This window comes from Sandaracinobacteroides sp. (assembly GCF_057137845.1).
In genome coordinates, this window is sequence record NZ_DBNHFX010000013.1 from 1 (window position 1) to 15,612 (window position 15,612).

Below are 15,612 nucleotides of genomic sequence, written 5' to 3' on the forward strand. Positions count from 1 at the left end.
TCGAACTCCTCGAGGAGGACCACCTGCTCCATCAGATGATCGACCGAGGATTGCGAATGCACGCGAAAATGCGCCGTCTCGGCTACGCGCCACGCTCCCCCCGCGATCGCCGGCTGGGCGAACATCAGACACAGGAACAGACGGCACAGCAAACCCAAGACTCGATACTCCTTCGGGAATTATCGTTAATTCAGTTGGTTCGTCGGCGAAATCAGACATTGTTGCAAGATTGTAAAGAATTATCACGAATGGTGAACCGACGGTCGCGCCTGTCCGGTTTACGGCGGGTGCGGTTTCCCGCTAATGCTCGGGGATGCTTACCATCCTGAACCTGCTGAGGTTTATCCTGATCGCCGGGCTGACGCTGCTTGTGGCAATCTTCGCGGTGCGCGCGGTGCAGGCCATGCGCGGGCCATCGCTGCAACTGTGGCACACCCATGTCCCCGACGAGCCGGGCGCCGCCGAAATCGACGGAATGAACTGGCAGGCATGGCTGAAGCGCGAGGACACGGTCTTTGCCGAGGTGAAATCGGAAATCGTCGACAAGCTCCCGCGTGAGGAACAGCGCGCGCAAAACCGATATTGGTCAGGCTCGCCGATGAATCCGGCGCGGCGCACGCATGACTGGAACCGCAGTTTTGAACTGATGCCCGAAGGCGCACCTGCCGGGGTTGCCGTTCTGCTGCATGGGCTGACCGACGGCCCCTACAGCCTGCGCCATTTCGCCCGCCACTACCAGTCGCGCGGGTGGGCGGTCATCGGGGTGCGGTTGCCGGGCCACGGAACCGTCCCGGCCGCGCTGACCAAGGCCAACGTCGAACAATGGGAGGCGGCTACCCGCCTCGGCATGCGCGAAGCCGCACGTCTGGCGCCCGGAATGCCGATCCACATCGTCGGCTATTCCAATGGCGGGGCGCTTGCTGTCGGCCACGCGCTCGATGCACTCGACAAGCCGGATCTCGTCCAGCCGCAGGCACTGGTGCTGGTGTCGCCGATGATCGGTCTTACCCCCTTTGCCCGCTTTACCGGCCTTGCCGCCATTCCCGCCGCACTTCCGGCGTTCGTCAACGCGGCATGGCTCGATATTCTGCCGGAATATAATCCATATAAATACAACAGCTTCCCGGTGAACTCCGGGGCAGAGGCGCATCGACTGACGCAGGTTCTGACGGGTAAACTGGGGAAGGCCAAGTCCAGTGGCGCCATCCGCCGCATGCCGCCTGTGCTGGCATTCCAGTCGGTCGTCGACTCGACGGTGAGTGCGCAGGCAGTGGTTACTGCCCTGTTCGACCAGTTGCCTGCGAACGGGTCCGAACTGGTGCTGGTCGACGTGAACCACGCGGCCTATGTCGGCCCGATGCTCAGGCCCTCGGCCTCGGGCGCGCTGGATCGTCTGCTGCCCAACGGCCCGCGCAACTACCGGATCCGCGTCATCACCAACGCCAGCCCCGACAGTCAGGAAACGGTCGTTCGCACCACCGAGGCAGGAGCGACCGGCTCGGTCGATGTTCCGCTCGTCACGCCATATCGCCGGGATTTCTTCTCGCTGGGGCACGTTGCCCTGCCCTTCCCGCTTGGCGACGGCCTGTATGGCGCCAATCCCGATCCGGCCGATGTGCCGGGCGTCGCGCTTGGCGCATTGGCGACGCGCGGCGAAAACGGTGTGCTGGGGATTTCGCCGGCAGCGCTTGCGCGCGTCAGTTCGAACCCATTCCTGCCGTGGATGCTGGAACAGGTCGATCAGCGGCTCACGGCAGCAGCGCCTGCCGCGCACCCCTGATCGATCGTTGCCGTGCAACGAAATGGCACGAAAGGCTTTGTCTCGTCGGCCGATCGGGCTAAGCCAGCCGGCATGACCGAGGAAACCAGCGGCCGGCCTCTGACGCCCCTTCTCGATACTGTGCCGACGCCGCACGAACTGCGGCGCCTGCCGCCCGCGCAGTTGCGGCAGTTGGCCAACGAACTGCGCGCGGAAATGATCGATGCCGTAAGCGTGACCGGTGGCCATCTGGGGGCCGGGCTTGGTGTGGTCGAACTGACGGTTGCGCTGCACTATGTGTTCAACACCCCCGACGACAAACTGATCTGGGATGTCGGCCATCAGGCCTATCCGCACAAGATCCTGACCGGCCGGCGCGACCGCATCCGCACGCTAAGGCAGGGCGGCGGGCTTTCCGGGTTCACCAAACGGTCTGAATCCGAATATGATCCGTTTGGCGCAGCGCACAGCTCGACATCGATTTCGGCGGCTTTGGGCTTTGCCATCGCCAACCAGTTGGCAGGCGTGCCGGGCAAGGCGATCGCAGTGATCGGCGACGGCGCCATGAGCGCGGGCATGGCCTATGAGGCGATGAACAATGCGCGCGAAGCAGGCAACCGGCTGGTGGTGGTGCTGAACGACAACGACATGTCAATCGCGCCGCCCGTCGGCGCTTTGTCGGCCTATCTGGCGCGCGCCTATAGTTCGAATACATTCCTCAGCCTGCGCGAGGCCGTGCGCCAACTGGCGAAAAAGGCGCTGCCCGCCCAGTTGCAGGGGCCGGCCAAACGCGCCGACGAATTCATCCGCACCATCGGTTCCGGCGGCACCCTGTTCGAAGAACTGGGCTTTTACTATGTCGGCCCGATCGACGGCCATAATCTCGATGTGCTGGTGCCTATCCTCGAAAATGTCCGCGACGCCGCGATGGGGCCGTGCCTCGTCCATGTGGTGACGAAAAAGGGCAAGGGCTATGCACCCGCCGAAGCCGCCGACGACAAATACCACGGCGTGGTGAAATTCGATGTCGTGACCGGTCGCCAGCACAAACCCGCACCAGGCGGGCCGCCAAGCTACACCGGCGTTTTCGCCAAGGCCCTCGTCGCCGAGGCCGAGCGCGACCCGAAGGTGGTTGCAATCACCGCCGCCATGCCGTCCGGCACCGGGCTGGACAGGTTCCAGCAGGCCTTCCCCGAACGCTGCTTCGATGTAGGCATTGCCGAACAGCACGCCGTCACCTTTGCGGCCGCTCTGGCCGCGCAGGGAATGCGCCCATGGGCTGTGATCTACTCGACGTTCCTGCAACGCGCCTATGATCAGGTCGTGCACGATGTGTGCATCCAGAACCTGCCTGTCCGCTTTGCGATCGATCGTGCGGGGCTGGTGGGCGCAGATGGCTCGACCCATGCCGGCAGCTTCGACATCGCCTATCTGGCGACGCTGCCCAACATGGTGGTGATGGCGGCCGCAGACGAAGCCGAACTCGTGCATATGGTGCACACAGCGAACCTGCACGATAGCGGGCCGTCAGCGGTGCGCTATCCGCGTGGCGAAGGAACGGGCGTGCCGTTGCCCCTAGTTCCCGAACGGCTTGAAATCGGCCGTGGACGGATCGTGCGTGAGGGGCGCAAAGTTGCGATCCTGTCGCTCGGCACGCGCCTTTCCGAAGCATTGAAAGCCGCCGACACGCTGGAATCGCGCGGCCTTTCAACAACGGTCGCCGATCTGCGCTTCGCCAAGCCGCTGGATATGGCGATGATCCGCCGCCTTTGTGCTACGCATGAAGTGGTCGTCACCGTCGAGGAAGGCGCCATTGGTGGCTTTGGCGCGCATGTGCTGACGCTCGCCTCTGACGAGGGCTGGCTGGACAGCGGCCTGAAGATCCGCACCCTGCGCCTGCCCGACGCCTTTCAGGAGCACGACCGCCCGGACCGGCAATATGCCGAAGCGGGGCTGGACGCAGCGGGCATCGTTAAAACGGTGCTGTCGGCGCTGCGCCACAACAGCACCGGGCTGGGCGAAGGAGCCAGCGCCTGACCGGCCACAACAAGGCAGGCGGTTCCGGTGGCAGGCAGCGTGTCGATCAGATTCTGGTAGCGCGCGGCCTGACCGAAAGCCGCGCGCGTGCGCAGGCGCTGATCATGGCCGGGCTGGTGTTCGCAGGCGAACGCAAGGTGGCGAAGGCCGGCGAAATGCTGGCGCCCGACGCCGCGCTTGAAGTGCGCGGCAAGGATCATCCCTGGGTTTCGCGCGGCGGGCTGAAACTTGACCACGGCCTTCGGCATTTCGGCATCGATGCCACCGGCGCGGTTGCGCTGGACATCGGCGCATCGACTGGGGGCTTCACCGATGTGCTCCTCGCCCACGGTGCGGCGCGGGTCTATGCGATCGATGTCGGAACCAACCAACTGGCGTGGAAGCTGCGCCAGGACGCTCGCGTCGTCGTCCATGAACAGACGAACGCCCGCTCGCTGACGGCGGCGCATGTTCCCGAACCCGTCGATATCCTGGTCTGTGATGCAAGTTTCATTTCACTGAGCAAGGTTCTGCAAGCCGCACTTGCATTCGTGCGCCCCGGCGGCCGACTCGTGGTGCTGGTAAAGCCGCAGTTCGAGGCCGGACGTCTGGAAGTCGGCAAGGGCGGCGTGGTGCGCGATGCGGCAGTCCACCAGCGTGTGTGCGAGGCTGCGGCCGCGTGGCTGGAAACCCTTGGCTGGAGGGTGATCGGGGTAACAGCGTCGCCGATCACCGGGCCGGAAGGGAACATAGAGTTCCTGCTGGCCGCCCAAAAGCAAGGGGCGGCAGAGTTGCCTCTGCCGCCCCCTGTTGCCTGACGGCCAGCCTGTTCAGGCGGCCATCGACTTCTTTACCGTTTCCGCCGCCAGCGACATGCGCGACGACAGCGGCTGCACGACTTCGCCGGCCAGCTTCAGCCAGGTTTCCGACATGTGGCTCATGTTGGCGACGGCCTTGTCGAACTGCGCCTTGGCGAAGTCGTTCTGCGCCGTGATCAGTTCGTTCGGGGTCTTGGCGCTGGCGAACGACTTGAACGCAACCTGCGCTTCTTCAGCCGACTTCTTCGACGATTCGACGAAGTGCGTGGTCATGGCTTCGGCGCCCGAAGCGGCGGCCTTGGCGCTTTCGATCAGGGCTTCGAGGTTGCCCTTGGCGAATTCGGTCATTTCGTTCATCGTCTTCATGTTCTTCTCCATCAGTTCGCGGACCTTGGTCGACGCCTGCTCGTGGGCGGCGCGGGTCTGGGCGAGGAATTCGGTCGTGGCCTTTTCCACTGCGGGGGCAACGGCTTCGAGCGACTTGGTGAGGGCTTCGTTGGTCATTTCAGCTTCCTTCGTAAGAACGGTTGCGCGCGGCGCCTTCGCGGCCTTCTGAGCCGGCTTGCGGACTGGCTTGTCGGTGGCCATGAAAATGCTTGCTCCTGTGTTATGCTGCAACGCACAATAATGCATTGCAGCACAGAATTCAAGACGCCCGATTGTGCGTCGCACAATTTTTCTGCAATGCGGGCGCAACCCTCGGCGAATCAAGCCTGCATCAGTGCGCCGCCTCCAGCCGTTCGACGCCCGACAGCGCCAACTGCGCGTCGATTGCCTGCGTCAGCCGTTGCAGCGCTTCGGCGTCGTGCGCTTCTGCCCGCGCGACCAGCACGTCCTGGGTGTTGGATGCCCTGAGCAGCCACCAGCCGTCGGCGGTGTTGACGCGCGCCCCATCCGTTGCATTCACATCGGCGCCTGCCGCCTGCAACCGCGCCAGCACCTCGGCCACCACTTCGAACTTGCGTTCGTCGGCGCAGGGGAAGCGCAGTTCCGGCGTATTCACGACCGGCGGAATCGCCGACTTCAGGGCAGTCAGCGACCCACCCAGTTCGCCGACTGCTTCGATCAGGCGAACGGCTGCATACAGGGCGTCGTCGAAACCATACCAGCGATGGCCGAAAAAGATGTGGCCCGACATTTCACCGGCGAGCGGCGCTCCGACTTCCTTCATCTTCGCCTTGATCAGGCTGTGCCCGGTTTTCCACATCATCGGCTGGCCACCCAGTTCGCTGATCCGGTCATAGAGGGTCTGGCTCGCCTTCACGTCGGCGATGATCGTCGCGCCGGGCAGTTCCTTCAGCACGGGTTCGGCAAGGATCCCCAGCAACTGGTCGCCCCAGACGATCCGGCGCTCGCTGTCGATGGCGCCGATTCTATCGCCGTCACCGTCGAAGGCGATGCCGAAGTCCAGCTTTTGCTCGGCCACCAGTTGCCGCAGATCCTCGAGGTTTTCAGGAACCGACGGGTCGGGATGATGATTCGGGAAATCGCCATCGATCTGCGTGAACAGAACATGGTGCTCACCCGGCAGCAGCGCCACCAGCCGCTCCAGCGCCTCGCCGGTTGCGCCATTGCCTGCGTCCCAGCCGATCCGGAACGGTCGGCACCGGCTGTCTGCAACGAGCCTCGCAACATAGCGTTCCATGATGTCGACGGTTTCGGCGCCGCCGCTGCCTGCCTCCCAGTCGCCGCGCGCTGCCGCTTCGCCGAGTTTGCGGATGTCGTCGCCGAAGAACGGCCTGTCCTTCAGCAGCATCTTGAAGCCGTTATAGTCTGGCGGGTTGTGGCTGCCGGTGATCATCACGCCGCCATCGGCCCCCAGTTCCGAGACCGCGTAATACAGCATCCCGGTAGGCCCACGGCCGATCCTGAGCGCATCGCAGCCGGCCGCCCGCAACCCCCTGACCAGCGCCGCTTCGAGGTTCGGCGAACTGTGCCGCCCGTCATAGCCGACTGCGACCCTGCTGCCGCCTGCCCGACGCACGACCGTTCCGAAGCCCCGCCCGATCGCCTCGGCATCCTGCTCTCCGAGTGTTTCCCCGATGATGCCGCGAATGTCGTATTCGCGCAGTGTCGTGGGGTGAAAGTCATGGGTTTTCATGATCAACCTCTCTGCCGGGAAACTGGGTGTGTGCAACGGGCAATCGTTCAGCGTCCTTCGCCGACGCGCGCCAGCAGCAGATCACGGGCGGCGTTCACACGGCCTGCCATATCTGCGGCCGCCATGCCACGGTCCGGGTGGACGCGGGCGATCGTCTGCCGATGGGCCGCAATGATCTCGTCGCGACCGGCAGACAGGCCGACGCCCAGCAACCGCCGCGCCTCGACTTCGTCCATCGGCGCCACTGGCGCGGGTTTCCGGCGGCCATTGGCAAGGGCCAGCACCGCCGTGACCGCGCCAACCGCCATCCCCGGAACCATCTGTCCGCGCATCAGCAGCACCAGCGTAACGACGACGCCCGCCAGCACCAGCAGACGTCGGCCAGCCCCGCCATCGAGGTGCCCCTTCCAGACCAGCCAGCCGACAGCCCCCAGCGCCAGCAGCGCCAGACCAAGCATCAGGCGGCCTTGCCCGCGATCCGGTCGGCCAGCGGCAACTCCAGCGCCGCAATCAGCTCACGCAGTTCGGCCCGCGCAGCGACATGGCTCATCGACGCGTCTTTCAGGTGCTGCATGTCGAGCAGGGTAAGCCCGCGCGGAAACAGTTCGCGGTAGATCACCCGCTCGGAAAGGCCCGGCGCGATTCGAAAGCCGATCCGTTTGGCCAGCTCATCGAGCGCCGTGCCGACGCGGCGCCGGTTGCGCGCCTCCAGCGTCGACAGGCGGTTGCGCAGCACCACCCAATCGACCGTGCCGCCATCGGCCCTGGCGCGCTGCTGCCGCGCTTTCCACACCAGTTCGGCATAGAAACTGGGCTTCGTCACCTTGTAGCTGTCGGCATCGACCTGTCCCAGCAGATCGAAATCGACGAAACTGTCGTTGATGGGGGTGATCAGCGTGTCGGCACGAGCGATGGCTGCGCGCCCGATCCCGGAATCCCGGCCCGGAGTATCGATCACCACCACGTCACAGCCGCTGGCGATCACCTCGTCGAGGCGGGCAACGCCTTCGTCGTCCAGCACCTCGACCGTCGGCACCTCCAGTGGAAGATCGTGGCGTTTACCCCACGCTGCACGGTTTTCAAGATAGCGCGCAGTCGTCTTCTGGCGATGATCGGCATCGATGACACAGACACTTAGGCCCGCACTGTGCAGCGCCATCGCGATATGAACCGAAGTCGTGGATTTGCCAGAACCGCCCTTCTCGTTCCCCAGAACGATCACATGCGGCCGCCCCTTTGCGCCACCCGTCTTTGCAGCTTCCGTTGACATCTTGCCCCGCCTCTTGGCAACGCCGACAATATACCGGCGCCCTACCTACCGCCGCTCCTTGGCGGCAGTCGCGGGGATTCGTCAATCAAGCACGTGTCTGGCAAGCGCGTGTCGGGCAAGCGCGTGTCAGGGTGGGTCGGCAGATGGATACAGTTCGTGACGTGGCGCCATTGAGGGCGCGAATCCGCGAGTGGCGCGCCGCCGGAGAGCGCGTCGCGCTGGTGCCGACGATGGGGGCGCTGCATGCGGGCCACCTGTCGCTGGTGCGAATCGCCCGCCGGCGCGCGCATCGGGTGATTGCCTCGATCTTCGTCAACCCGAAGCAGTTCGGCGCGAGCGAGGATCTCGACCGCTACCCGAGGCAGGTCCCGCACGACGCGGCGCTGCTGGCGTCGGTTGGATGCGACCTGCTGTTCGCCCCGGCGCCCGATGTCGTTTATCCGTCGGGTTTTGCAACGACGGTCAGCGTCGGCGGGCTGGACGCAACAATGGAGGGCCGCGCGCGGCCGGGCCATTTCGACGGTGTGGCGACGGTCGTCAGCAAGCTGCTGCTGATGGCGTTCCCCGATGTCGCGGTGTTCGGCGAAAAGGACTGGCAGCAACTGGCCATCATCCGCCGCCTCGTGACCGACCTGAACATCCCGGTGGATGTGGTCGGCGCACCGATCATGCGCGAACCTGACGGCCTCGCCATGAGCTCGCGCAACGCCTACCTCGACCCCGGCGAACGGGCGATCGCCGGCGCCCTGCCTCGGACGCTGCTTGCCGCAAGCCAGGCGATCGCAGGAGGCGCGCGCGTCGACGAAACGCTGGCGACGGCGCGGGCGGCGCTGGTATCGGCGGGGTTCAAGGTGGATTACCTGATTCTGGCCGACGGCCAGACCCTTGGCCAACTGACAGAAGCGCGGCGAGGCGCGCGCCTGTTCGTCGCGGCAAAGCTTGGAACCACCCGCCTGATCGATAACATGCCGCTTCCCGCCGGTGAACGGGCATGACAGGCCCAGAACCGGAAGGAGCACCGGAAGGAGCGCTGGAGGGGGCACTGGCGCGCGCCACCACATATTCGCCGTTCCTGCGCGGCCTCGTCCGCCGCGAACCCGAACTGATCGACGAAATGCGCGAACGCGGCTTCGATGCAGCGTTCGCCACCGCACTCGCCCGCCTAGACCCGGAACGCGCCGGGCCGTCGATCCGCGAAGCGCGCGGCGCAGTCGCGCTGACGGCCGCCCTTGCCGACCTCGCGGGGGTGTGGTCGCTCGAACAGGTGACAGCAGCACTGACGAGGTTCGCCGACACGGCGCTGGACTTTGCGATCCAGACAGCCTTTGCCGAACGCGGGGCGCAGACGCAGGGGCTGGTTGCGCTGGCGCTGGGGAAAATGGGCAGCTTCGAGCTGAACTATTCGTCGGACATCGATCTGATTTTCCTGCACGATCCCGACACCATTCCCCACCGCGCCAACGAAGAGCCAACCGACGCCGCCGTCCGTATCGTGCGGCGCGTGGTGGCACTTCTGGCCGAGCGGACATCCGATGGCTATGCGCTGCGCGTCGATCTAAGGCTGCGGCCCGACCCCGACACCACGCCTTCGTCGCTACCGCTTGGCGCCGCCGAGGCCTACTACCAGTCGCAAGCGCTGGCGTGGGAGCGTGCGGCCTTCATTCGCGCCCGCGCCGCCGCCGGAGACGTGGCGATGGGCCGGCGCTTTCTGGCCGGCATCGGGCCGTTCGTGTGGCGGCGCAGCCTGGATTATTCGGCGCTGGCCGAAATCCGGGAAGTCAGCCACCGCATCCGCGATCATTTTGCGGAAACACAATCGCTTGGCCCCGGCTTCGACTTGAAGCGCGGCCGTGGCGGCATCCGCGAAGTCGAGTTTTATGCGCAGGTGCACCAGTTGATTTTCGGTGGCCGCGATCCGTCGTTGCGGCATGGCGCCACGCTGGATGCGCTTGCGGCACTTGCGGCAGCAGGCAAGATCACCGCAGCCGACGCCACCGTGCTTGGCGACGCCTATCGCTTCCATCGCACACTTGAACATCGCATCCAGATGGTCGGCGACCAGCAGACCCACGCCATCCCCAAGCTTGCAGCCGAACGGGCGCAGGTGGCCGGGCTGTGCGGCGCGCCCGACTGGAGGACCGTCGAGCGCGAACTGGCGTCGTTCCTGAAGCCGGTCGAGAAGCTCTATGACCGGCTGCTGGAAACCGGCAGCGAGGAGCGGGCGCCGCGCCTGCCATTGGAATCGGCCGAAATCGAAAGCTGGGCGACAAAAGCGAAAATCAGCGATCCGAAGCTGCTGGCGTCGTTGCTGGCGGGCTGGCGTTCAGGTCATCCCCGTTCGCTTCGCGCGCCGGAAGCCCTGAACGCATTCGAAGCAGTTATCCCGGCGCTGGTGCGACAGGTCGGAACCGGGCGGTCGGGGCGGGATGCGCTGCTGCGGCTCGATCAGATGGTGCAGGCGCTGCCATCCGGGGTGCAGTTCTGGCGCCTGCTGGCGGCCCATCAGGCGCTGGCGGCTGTCGTCGGCCGATTGCTTACTGCAACGCCCTTGCTTGCCGATGCGCTGGCCCGCAGGCCAAGCCTGATCGATATCCTGCTGGAACCGGCACCGGCGCTGGCGGATTCCGCCGCTGCACTGTCCGAGCTTTCGGCGGCTGCCCGTGGCCTCGATGGCGAAGCCCTGCTGGATCGGGTGCGCGTCTGGACTGCCGAGCGCCGGTTTCAACTTGGTGTGCAGTTGCTGGATGGCGCAATCAGCCCGTTGGCCGCATCAAAGGAAATGGGCTTCATGGCCGATGCCGCCGTGCATCTGCTGGCCGACGCGGTGACGCGCGAATTCCGCGAAAAGCATGGCGACGTGCCGGGGGGCCGCCTGATACCGCTGGCACTGGGAAGGTTCGGGAGCGGCGAACTTACCACCCAGTCCGATCTCGACCTTGTGCTCGTATTCACTGGCAGCTTCGAAACACAATCCACTGGCAGTGCACCACTTTCTGCCAGCGCATGGTTCAATCGCGTCGGCCAGCGGCTGATTGCGGCGCTAAGCGTGCCGACGGCCGCTGGGCCACTCTATGAAGTCGACAGCAGGCTTCGTCCGTCCGGTAACGATGGCCTGCTGGTGGTCAGCCTCGACAGTTTTCAGCGATACCAGATGCACGACGCCGAGATCTGGGAGCATATGGCCCTGACAAGGGCGCGCCCGCTTTCGGCAAATGCGCAGGACAATCTGGCCGCGCAGGCCGTGCTCGACGCCATCATTTCGCTGCCGCGCGAACCTGCCGCCGTGCTGCGCGAGGCGCAGTCGCTCAGGCGGCACATCACCAAGCACAAGCCCGCCGCCGGCCCGTTCGATGTGAAGCAGATGAAGGGCGGGCTGATCGACATCGAATTCATCGTCCAGACCCGCGCACTGGTGACTTCGCGCCCAGTGCCGCCCTGCCTGAACCAGGCAATCGCGCTGCTTGCGCCGGAACTCTGCCAGCCTGCCCGGCTGATGATGGACATGCTGGTGATGCTGCGCCTTATCCAGCCGCACGATTCCACGGCAACGCCCGATGCGGCGGCAGGCGCCGTGATCGCGCGCGCATGCGGGCATGCAACGCTCAGCGCCCTGAAGGCCGAACTTGCGCAGGCCCGCCAGATCGTCAACGCTTCGTGGACTGACATCTTTCGCACTGCATCGGATGAATCGAAATGATCATTGAAACAGGAAGTTCAGCGCCGGATTTCACGTTGGAAACGAACGAGGGGCCGATCCGCCTGGCCGACTATGCCGGGCGCAAGCTGGTGTTGTATTTCTACCCCAAGGACAACACCCCCGGCTGCACCAACGAAGCCCTGCATTTCACCGCGCTCGCCGATGATTTCGCGAAGGCGGGCGCCGCCGTCGTCGGCGTGTCGAAGGATTCACTCGCTTCTCATGCGCGGTTCGCCGCTAAACATGGCCTGAAACTCACCCTCGGCTCGGATGCCGAGGGGCGGACCATCGAAGCCTATGGCTCGTGGGTCGAGAAAACGCTCTATGGCCGCAAATATATGGGGATCGACCGTTCGACCTTCGTCATCGGCCCGGACGGCCGCATCGCCGCGATGTGGCGCAAGGTGAAGGTTCCGGGCCACGCCGAGGCCGTGCTGAAGGCCGTTCAGGCGCTTTGATCGCCAGGGCCGACTATGATGGAATGCCTGCGTAGCGCGGCTCGATCGATTCTGCTGACGGCAGACGCCAACGCCAAGGCCGCCGCCGCACTTGACCTGAAGGCGCGATGGGATCGCGGCGAGATTCGCCATCAGGGCATAGCCGGCGATCATCCGCCCGACATGCCCGACCGCCCTGCCCGCCCGGCGCGGCCGGTGTTGCTGGCGCCATCAGCCATGCCCCGGCGCGGGCGGGCAGGCAGCCCGCGAAGCCGCTTCGCGCTGCTTCATGCGCTGACCCACATCGAACTGAACGCCATCGACCTTGCAGTCGATATCGTCGGCCGCTGGGGCCAGGCGATGCCGCCCGCATTCACGGCCGACTGGCTGCATGTCGCGGCAGACGAAGCACGCCATTTCGCCATGCTGTCGGCCCTGCTTCGGGACGCCGGCGGCAGCTATGGCGACCTGCCCGCCCACGACGGGCTGTGGGAAGCCGCCGAGGTGACGGCGCACAGCCTCGAAGCCCGCCTCGCCGTGGTGCCGCAGGTGCTGGAAGCGCGCGGGCTGGACGTGACGCCCGCCATGATCGAACGCTTCCGCGCAGCCGGAGACGACGCGGCAGCCAGGGTGCTGGAACGGATTCTGACCGACGAAATCACCCATGTCGAAGCGGGCAACCGCTGGTTCCGCCAGCTTTGTGACGAATCGCAACATGATGCGGCGGAACGGTTCCAGATACTTGTGCGCCGCCATTTTCGCGGTCCCGTTAAGCCGCCGTTCAACGATTCAGCGCGGAGTCGGGCCGGTCTGACGATGGATTGGTATGTCGGGCTTGGCAGCGATGATCCAGCCTCTAAACGGTGACGGTCCGCCAACCTCTGGCAGGAACCCGGCAGGGGGCTTCTCAGGGATCGGCGGGCGGATTGAAGTAACCATAATTTCGAGCGCTCCGGCGGAATACGAAGTCGGTCGCCACTGAGGGCAAGGTAACAGATGCGGAAGCAGATCAGCCGCGCAGCAAAGCGCGTGTCCGTTCTTGCAGCCGTGCGCCTGCCCGAAAGGCGAATCCACATCGAATCCCGGCACGGCCTGCGCACGATCAATATCGGGACTCGCGATCAGCTCATGGGAATTGGTTCTGCTGCGATGATTGCCGGATGGCTTGCCGTTTCGGCTGTCAACGGCGCCACCGGCGATAACGCCCAGGAAAAGCGCAACGAGGCGGAACTCGCCCGGATGGCGGCGCAGGTGCAGGCGTTGAAGGCCGACACCGCAGTGCTGAAAGGCAGTGTCGCATCCGCCGCCGAGCGGATCGAGGCGCGCCAGCAGTTTCTCGATGCATTGCTGTCGGGCAAGGCGCGCAACGCCGACCTCGCCGATCTGCTGCCGCGCAACGCAGGCAAGGCCGGCAGCGGCGAAGCCTCGGTCAGCGGCATTCTGGCGCCGTTCGCTGCGCTGGAGCAAAAGCAGATCGCGCTGGTGAACAAGGCCGCCGCAACCGCCGAAACCCGCCTGAAGGACGCGCAGGCGCTGATCGGCCGCCTTGGCCTCAACCCCGAGCGTTTCGTCGCCCAGTCGGCCGGCCGCATGACGAAGATCGGCCTTGGCGGCCCGTTCGTGCCCGCAGGCGCCAACCAGTCCGCCGGGACGGACCCACGTTACACCGAACTCTATGTGAACTGGCAGCGGGTCGAGCAACTGGAAAGCGCGATGCAGTCGCTGCCGTCGTTCGTGCCGGTCCGCAACTACACGCTCACCTCCAGCTTCGGCTTCCGTTACGACCCGTTCAACGGCGGTGCGGCATCGCACACCGGGCTGGACATGGCCGGCACCACCGGTGAACCGATCTACGCTGCTGCCGGTGGCCGCGTCGTCCGAGCCGGGCGCTTCGCGGGCTATGGCAACTGCATCGACATCGACCATGGCCACGGGATCGTGACCCGCTATGGCCACCTGTCGTCGATCAACGTGAATGTCGGGCAGAACATTGCCATCGGCGAAAAGATTGGCGGCATGGGCTCCACAGGCCGCTCGACCGGCACGCACCTCCACTACGAGGTCCGGATCGACGGCCGCGCCGTCAATCCGCGCCCGTTCATCGAATCATCGAACTATCTGCTTGCCTTCAAGAAGGATGCCGTCGGCCCGCAAGCATCGCCCGCACTCTGACGGCATAAGCCTTGCGGCCGGCCATGCGTCGGCTTACCTGAAGCACATGGCAGAGATTTTCCTGACATCGGCCGCCGCCGCCCGTGTGCTGGCGATCCGCACCCGCCAGAGCCGCCCGGACGCGCGCCTGCGCCTGCTGGTCGATGGCGGCGGATGCGCCGGTTTCCAGTATCGGTTTGAACTGGCCGATGCGCCCGCCGACGATGATCTGGAGTTCCTGACAGATGGCATCGGGTTGCTGGTCGACAGTTTCAGCCTGCCGTTGGTCGAAGGATCGGTCGTCGATTTCGTCGAGGATCTGGGCGGAGCCACCTTTCAGGTGAAGAACCCGAACGCCGCATCTTCATGCGGCTGCGGCACGTCGTTCTCCGTCTAGCGTCGTGAAGCTTGCCACCTTCAACGTGAACGGCATCGGCGCCCGGTTGCCGCGCCTGCTGGAATGGCTTGCCGAAGCCAGGCCCGACGTTGTCGCGTTGCAGGAAATCAAAACCGAAACGCACAATTTCCCGCTGCTCGAGATCGAGGCCGCCGGCTATCACGCGATCGTGCACGGCCAGAAAGGCTTCAACGGCGTTGCCATTCTGTCACGCAACTCTGCCACCGAGATCAGCCGTGAACTGGCCGGCAACCCCGAAGATGTCCAGTCGCGCTGGCTCGAGGTCGAAGTGGACGGCATCCATTTTGTCGGCCTCTATCTGCCGAACGGCAACCCCGCCCCGGGGCCGAAGTTCGACTACAAGCTCGACTGGATGGAGCGCATGGTAACGCGCGCATCTGAATTGCTGGCCAGCGAAACGCCGGTCGTGCTTGCCGGAGACTGGAACGTCTGCCCGACCGACGCCGACGCCGCGCGGCCGGACAGCATGACCGGAGACGCGCTGTTTCTGCCGGAATCGCGCGCGTTGTGGCGCCGCCTGATGGCCACCGGCTGGACCGACGCCATACGCGCCGCCCAGCCCCACGCCGAAATCTACACCTACTGGGATTATCAGGGCGGCGCGTGGCCGAAGAACTGGGGCCTCAGAATCGACCACCTGCTGCTTTCGCCTGCCGCAGCCGACCGGATGAGCGGATGTGGCATTGACAGCGATGTCCGTGGCCGAGAGCGGGCCAGCGATCATGTGCCGACCTGGATCGAGCTGAGCTGAAACCGCCCGGCGCCCGCAGGCGGCGCCACTGACACATCTTCAGGAAGGTTTGCGGACGCAATCCGGCAGCCGCGCATCCAATGGCAAACGGGCCGTGTGGCCCTGCCCTTGCCGTCTGATCCGGGGTGCTTGTGAAGTTCGGTGACGGTGGCGTCCGCAGGGTCGGAAATCGGACGCCACCGTCACCTCCGGTC

At 65.2% G+C, this 15,612-nt stretch carries 14 protein-coding genes; 10 read left to right on the plus strand and 4 right to left on the minus strand.

Features of this window, described 5'->3' with window-relative positions:
• The first annotated feature begins 313 nt into the window (after positions 1 to 313).
• The 3 genes from AC16JP_RS00385 (at position 314) to AC16JP_RS00395 (ending at position 4,593) form a co-directional block, all read left to right on the plus strand.
• Positions 314 to 1,780: an alpha/beta hydrolase gene (locus AC16JP_RS00385; RefSeq protein WP_484338616.1), complete on the plus strand. Its 1,467-nt coding sequence runs from the start codon at positions 314 to 316 to the stop codon at positions 1,778 to 1,780.
• A 72-nt stretch (positions 1,781 to 1,852) separates the two neighbouring features.
• Positions 1,853 to 3,796, plus strand: coding sequence for a 1-deoxy-D-xylulose-5-phosphate synthase (gene dxs / locus AC16JP_RS00390; protein WP_484338617.1), 1,944 nt, complete (start codon positions 1,853 to 1,855; stop codon positions 3,794 to 3,796).
• Positions 3,793 to 4,593 carry a TlyA family RNA methyltransferase gene (locus AC16JP_RS00395; protein ID WP_484338643.1) on the plus strand — a complete coding sequence of 267 codons (801 nt, stop codon included), beginning with the start codon at positions 3,793 to 3,795 and terminating at the stop codon, positions 4,591 to 4,593. Before dxs ends, AC16JP_RS00395 begins: the two co-directional genes overlap by 4 nt.
• Before the next feature lie 12 nt (positions 4,594 to 4,605).
• Here the strand turns inward: AC16JP_RS00395 and AC16JP_RS00400 are convergent, their stop codons facing one another.
• The 4 genes from AC16JP_RS00400 to AC16JP_RS00415 all read right to left on the minus strand — a co-directional run bounded on the left by AC16JP_RS00400 (position 4,606) and on the right by AC16JP_RS00415 (position 7,964).
• Entirely contained in the window at positions 4,606 to 5,097 is a 492-nt protein-coding gene (locus AC16JP_RS00400) for a phasin family protein (protein ID WP_484338618.1), read from the minus strand.
• A gap of 214 nt (positions 5,098 to 5,311) precedes the next feature.
• A complete protein-coding gene (pgmG, locus tag AC16JP_RS00405) occupies positions 5,312 to 6,694 on the minus strand; it encodes a phosphoglucomutase/phosphomannomutase PgmG (RefSeq protein WP_484338619.1) in 1,383 nt (460 codons plus the stop codon).
• Positions 6,695 to 6,741: 47 nt separating this feature from the next.
• The gene (locus tag AC16JP_RS00410; RefSeq protein ID WP_484338620.1) at positions 6,742 to 7,152 is read right to left on the minus strand and encodes a J domain-containing protein; all 411 of its coding nucleotides are present in this window, start codon (positions 7,150 to 7,152) and stop codon (positions 6,742 to 6,744) included.
• On the minus strand, positions 7,152 to 7,964 hold the full coding sequence (locus tag AC16JP_RS00415; protein WP_484338621.1) for a division plane positioning ATPase MipZ: 813 nt from the start codon (positions 7,962 to 7,964) through the stop codon (positions 7,152 to 7,154). The genes AC16JP_RS00410 and AC16JP_RS00415 overlap by 1 nt, the downstream gene beginning before the upstream one ends.
• Before the next feature lie 143 nt (positions 7,965 to 8,107).
• Between AC16JP_RS00415 and panC the strand changes: the two genes are divergently transcribed.
• From panC to xth, 7 genes are all read left to right on the plus strand, one after another.
• A complete protein-coding gene (gene panC / locus AC16JP_RS00420; RefSeq protein ID WP_484338622.1) occupies positions 8,108 to 8,959 on the plus strand; it encodes a pantoate--beta-alanine ligase in 852 nt (283 codons plus the stop codon).
• Positions 8,956 to 11,661 (plus strand): bifunctional [glutamate--ammonia ligase]-adenylyl-L-tyrosine phosphorylase/[glutamate--ammonia-ligase] adenylyltransferase, encoded by a 2,706-nt coding sequence (gene glnE / locus AC16JP_RS00425; RefSeq protein ID WP_484338623.1) that lies wholly within the window; start codon positions 8,956 to 8,958, stop codon positions 11,659 to 11,661. The genes panC and glnE overlap by 4 nt, the downstream gene beginning before the upstream one ends.
• A complete protein-coding gene (locus AC16JP_RS00430) occupies positions 11,661 to 12,119 on the plus strand; it encodes a peroxiredoxin (protein ID WP_484338644.1) in 459 nt (152 codons plus the stop codon). The genes glnE and AC16JP_RS00430 overlap by 1 nt, the downstream gene beginning before the upstream one ends.
• A gap of 15 nt (positions 12,120 to 12,134) precedes the next feature.
• Positions 12,135 to 12,965 (plus strand): ferritin-like domain-containing protein, encoded by an 831-nt coding sequence (locus AC16JP_RS00435; protein ID WP_484338624.1) that lies wholly within the window; start codon positions 12,135 to 12,137, stop codon positions 12,963 to 12,965.
• Between the two features lie 129 nt (positions 12,966 to 13,094).
• Complete coding sequence (locus AC16JP_RS00440) at positions 13,095 to 14,270, plus strand: peptidoglycan DD-metalloendopeptidase family protein (RefSeq protein WP_484338625.1); 1,176 nt, start codon at positions 13,095 to 13,097, stop codon at positions 14,268 to 14,270.
• A 46-nt stretch (positions 14,271 to 14,316) separates the two neighbouring features.
• Entirely contained in the window at positions 14,317 to 14,646 is a 330-nt protein-coding gene (locus AC16JP_RS00445) for a HesB/IscA family protein (RefSeq protein ID WP_484338626.1), read from the plus strand.
• 4 nt (positions 14,647 to 14,650) lie between these two features.
• Positions 14,651 to 15,418 (plus strand): exodeoxyribonuclease III, encoded by a 768-nt coding sequence (gene xth / locus AC16JP_RS00450; protein ID WP_484338627.1) that lies wholly within the window; start codon positions 14,651 to 14,653, stop codon positions 15,416 to 15,418.
• Positions 15,419 to 15,612 lie beyond the last annotated feature (194 nt).

Bases quoted from the DNA above. Each gene is read 5' to 3' on its own strand.
- AC16JP_RS00435 (WP_484338624.1), top strand. From the start codon at position 12,135: ATGATGGAATGCCTGCGTAGCGCGGCTCGATCGATTCTGCTGACGGCA.
- AC16JP_RS00400 (WP_484338618.1), bottom strand. From the start codon at position 5,097: ATGACCAACGAAGCCCTCACCAAGTCGCTCGAAGCCGTTGCCCCCGCA.
- AC16JP_RS00445 (WP_484338626.1), top strand. From the start codon at position 14,317: ATGGCAGAGATTTTCCTGACATCGGCCGCCGCCGCCCGTGTGCTGGCG.
- AC16JP_RS00410 (WP_484338620.1), bottom strand. From the start codon at position 7,152: ATGCTTGGTCTGGCGCTGCTGGCGCTGGGGGCTGTCGGCTGGCTGGTC.
- AC16JP_RS00440 (WP_484338625.1), top strand. From the start codon at position 13,095: ATGCGGAAGCAGATCAGCCGCGCAGCAAAGCGCGTGTCCGTTCTTGCA.
- dxs (WP_484338617.1), top strand. From the start codon at position 1,853: ATGACCGAGGAAACCAGCGGCCGGCCTCTGACGCCCCTTCTCGATACT.
- AC16JP_RS00415 (WP_484338621.1), bottom strand. From the start codon at position 7,964: ATGTCAACGGAAGCTGCAAAGACGGGTGGCGCAAAGGGGCGGCCGCAT.
- panC (WP_484338622.1), top strand. From the start codon at position 8,108: ATGGATACAGTTCGTGACGTGGCGCCATTGAGGGCGCGAATCCGCGAG.
- glnE (WP_484338623.1), top strand. From the start codon at position 8,956: ATGACAGGCCCAGAACCGGAAGGAGCACCGGAAGGAGCGCTGGAGGGG.
- AC16JP_RS00385 (WP_484338616.1), top strand. From the start codon at position 314: ATGCTTACCATCCTGAACCTGCTGAGGTTTATCCTGATCGCCGGGCTG.
- pgmG (WP_484338619.1), bottom strand. From the start codon at position 6,694: ATGAAAACCCATGACTTTCACCCCACGACACTGCGCGAATACGACATT.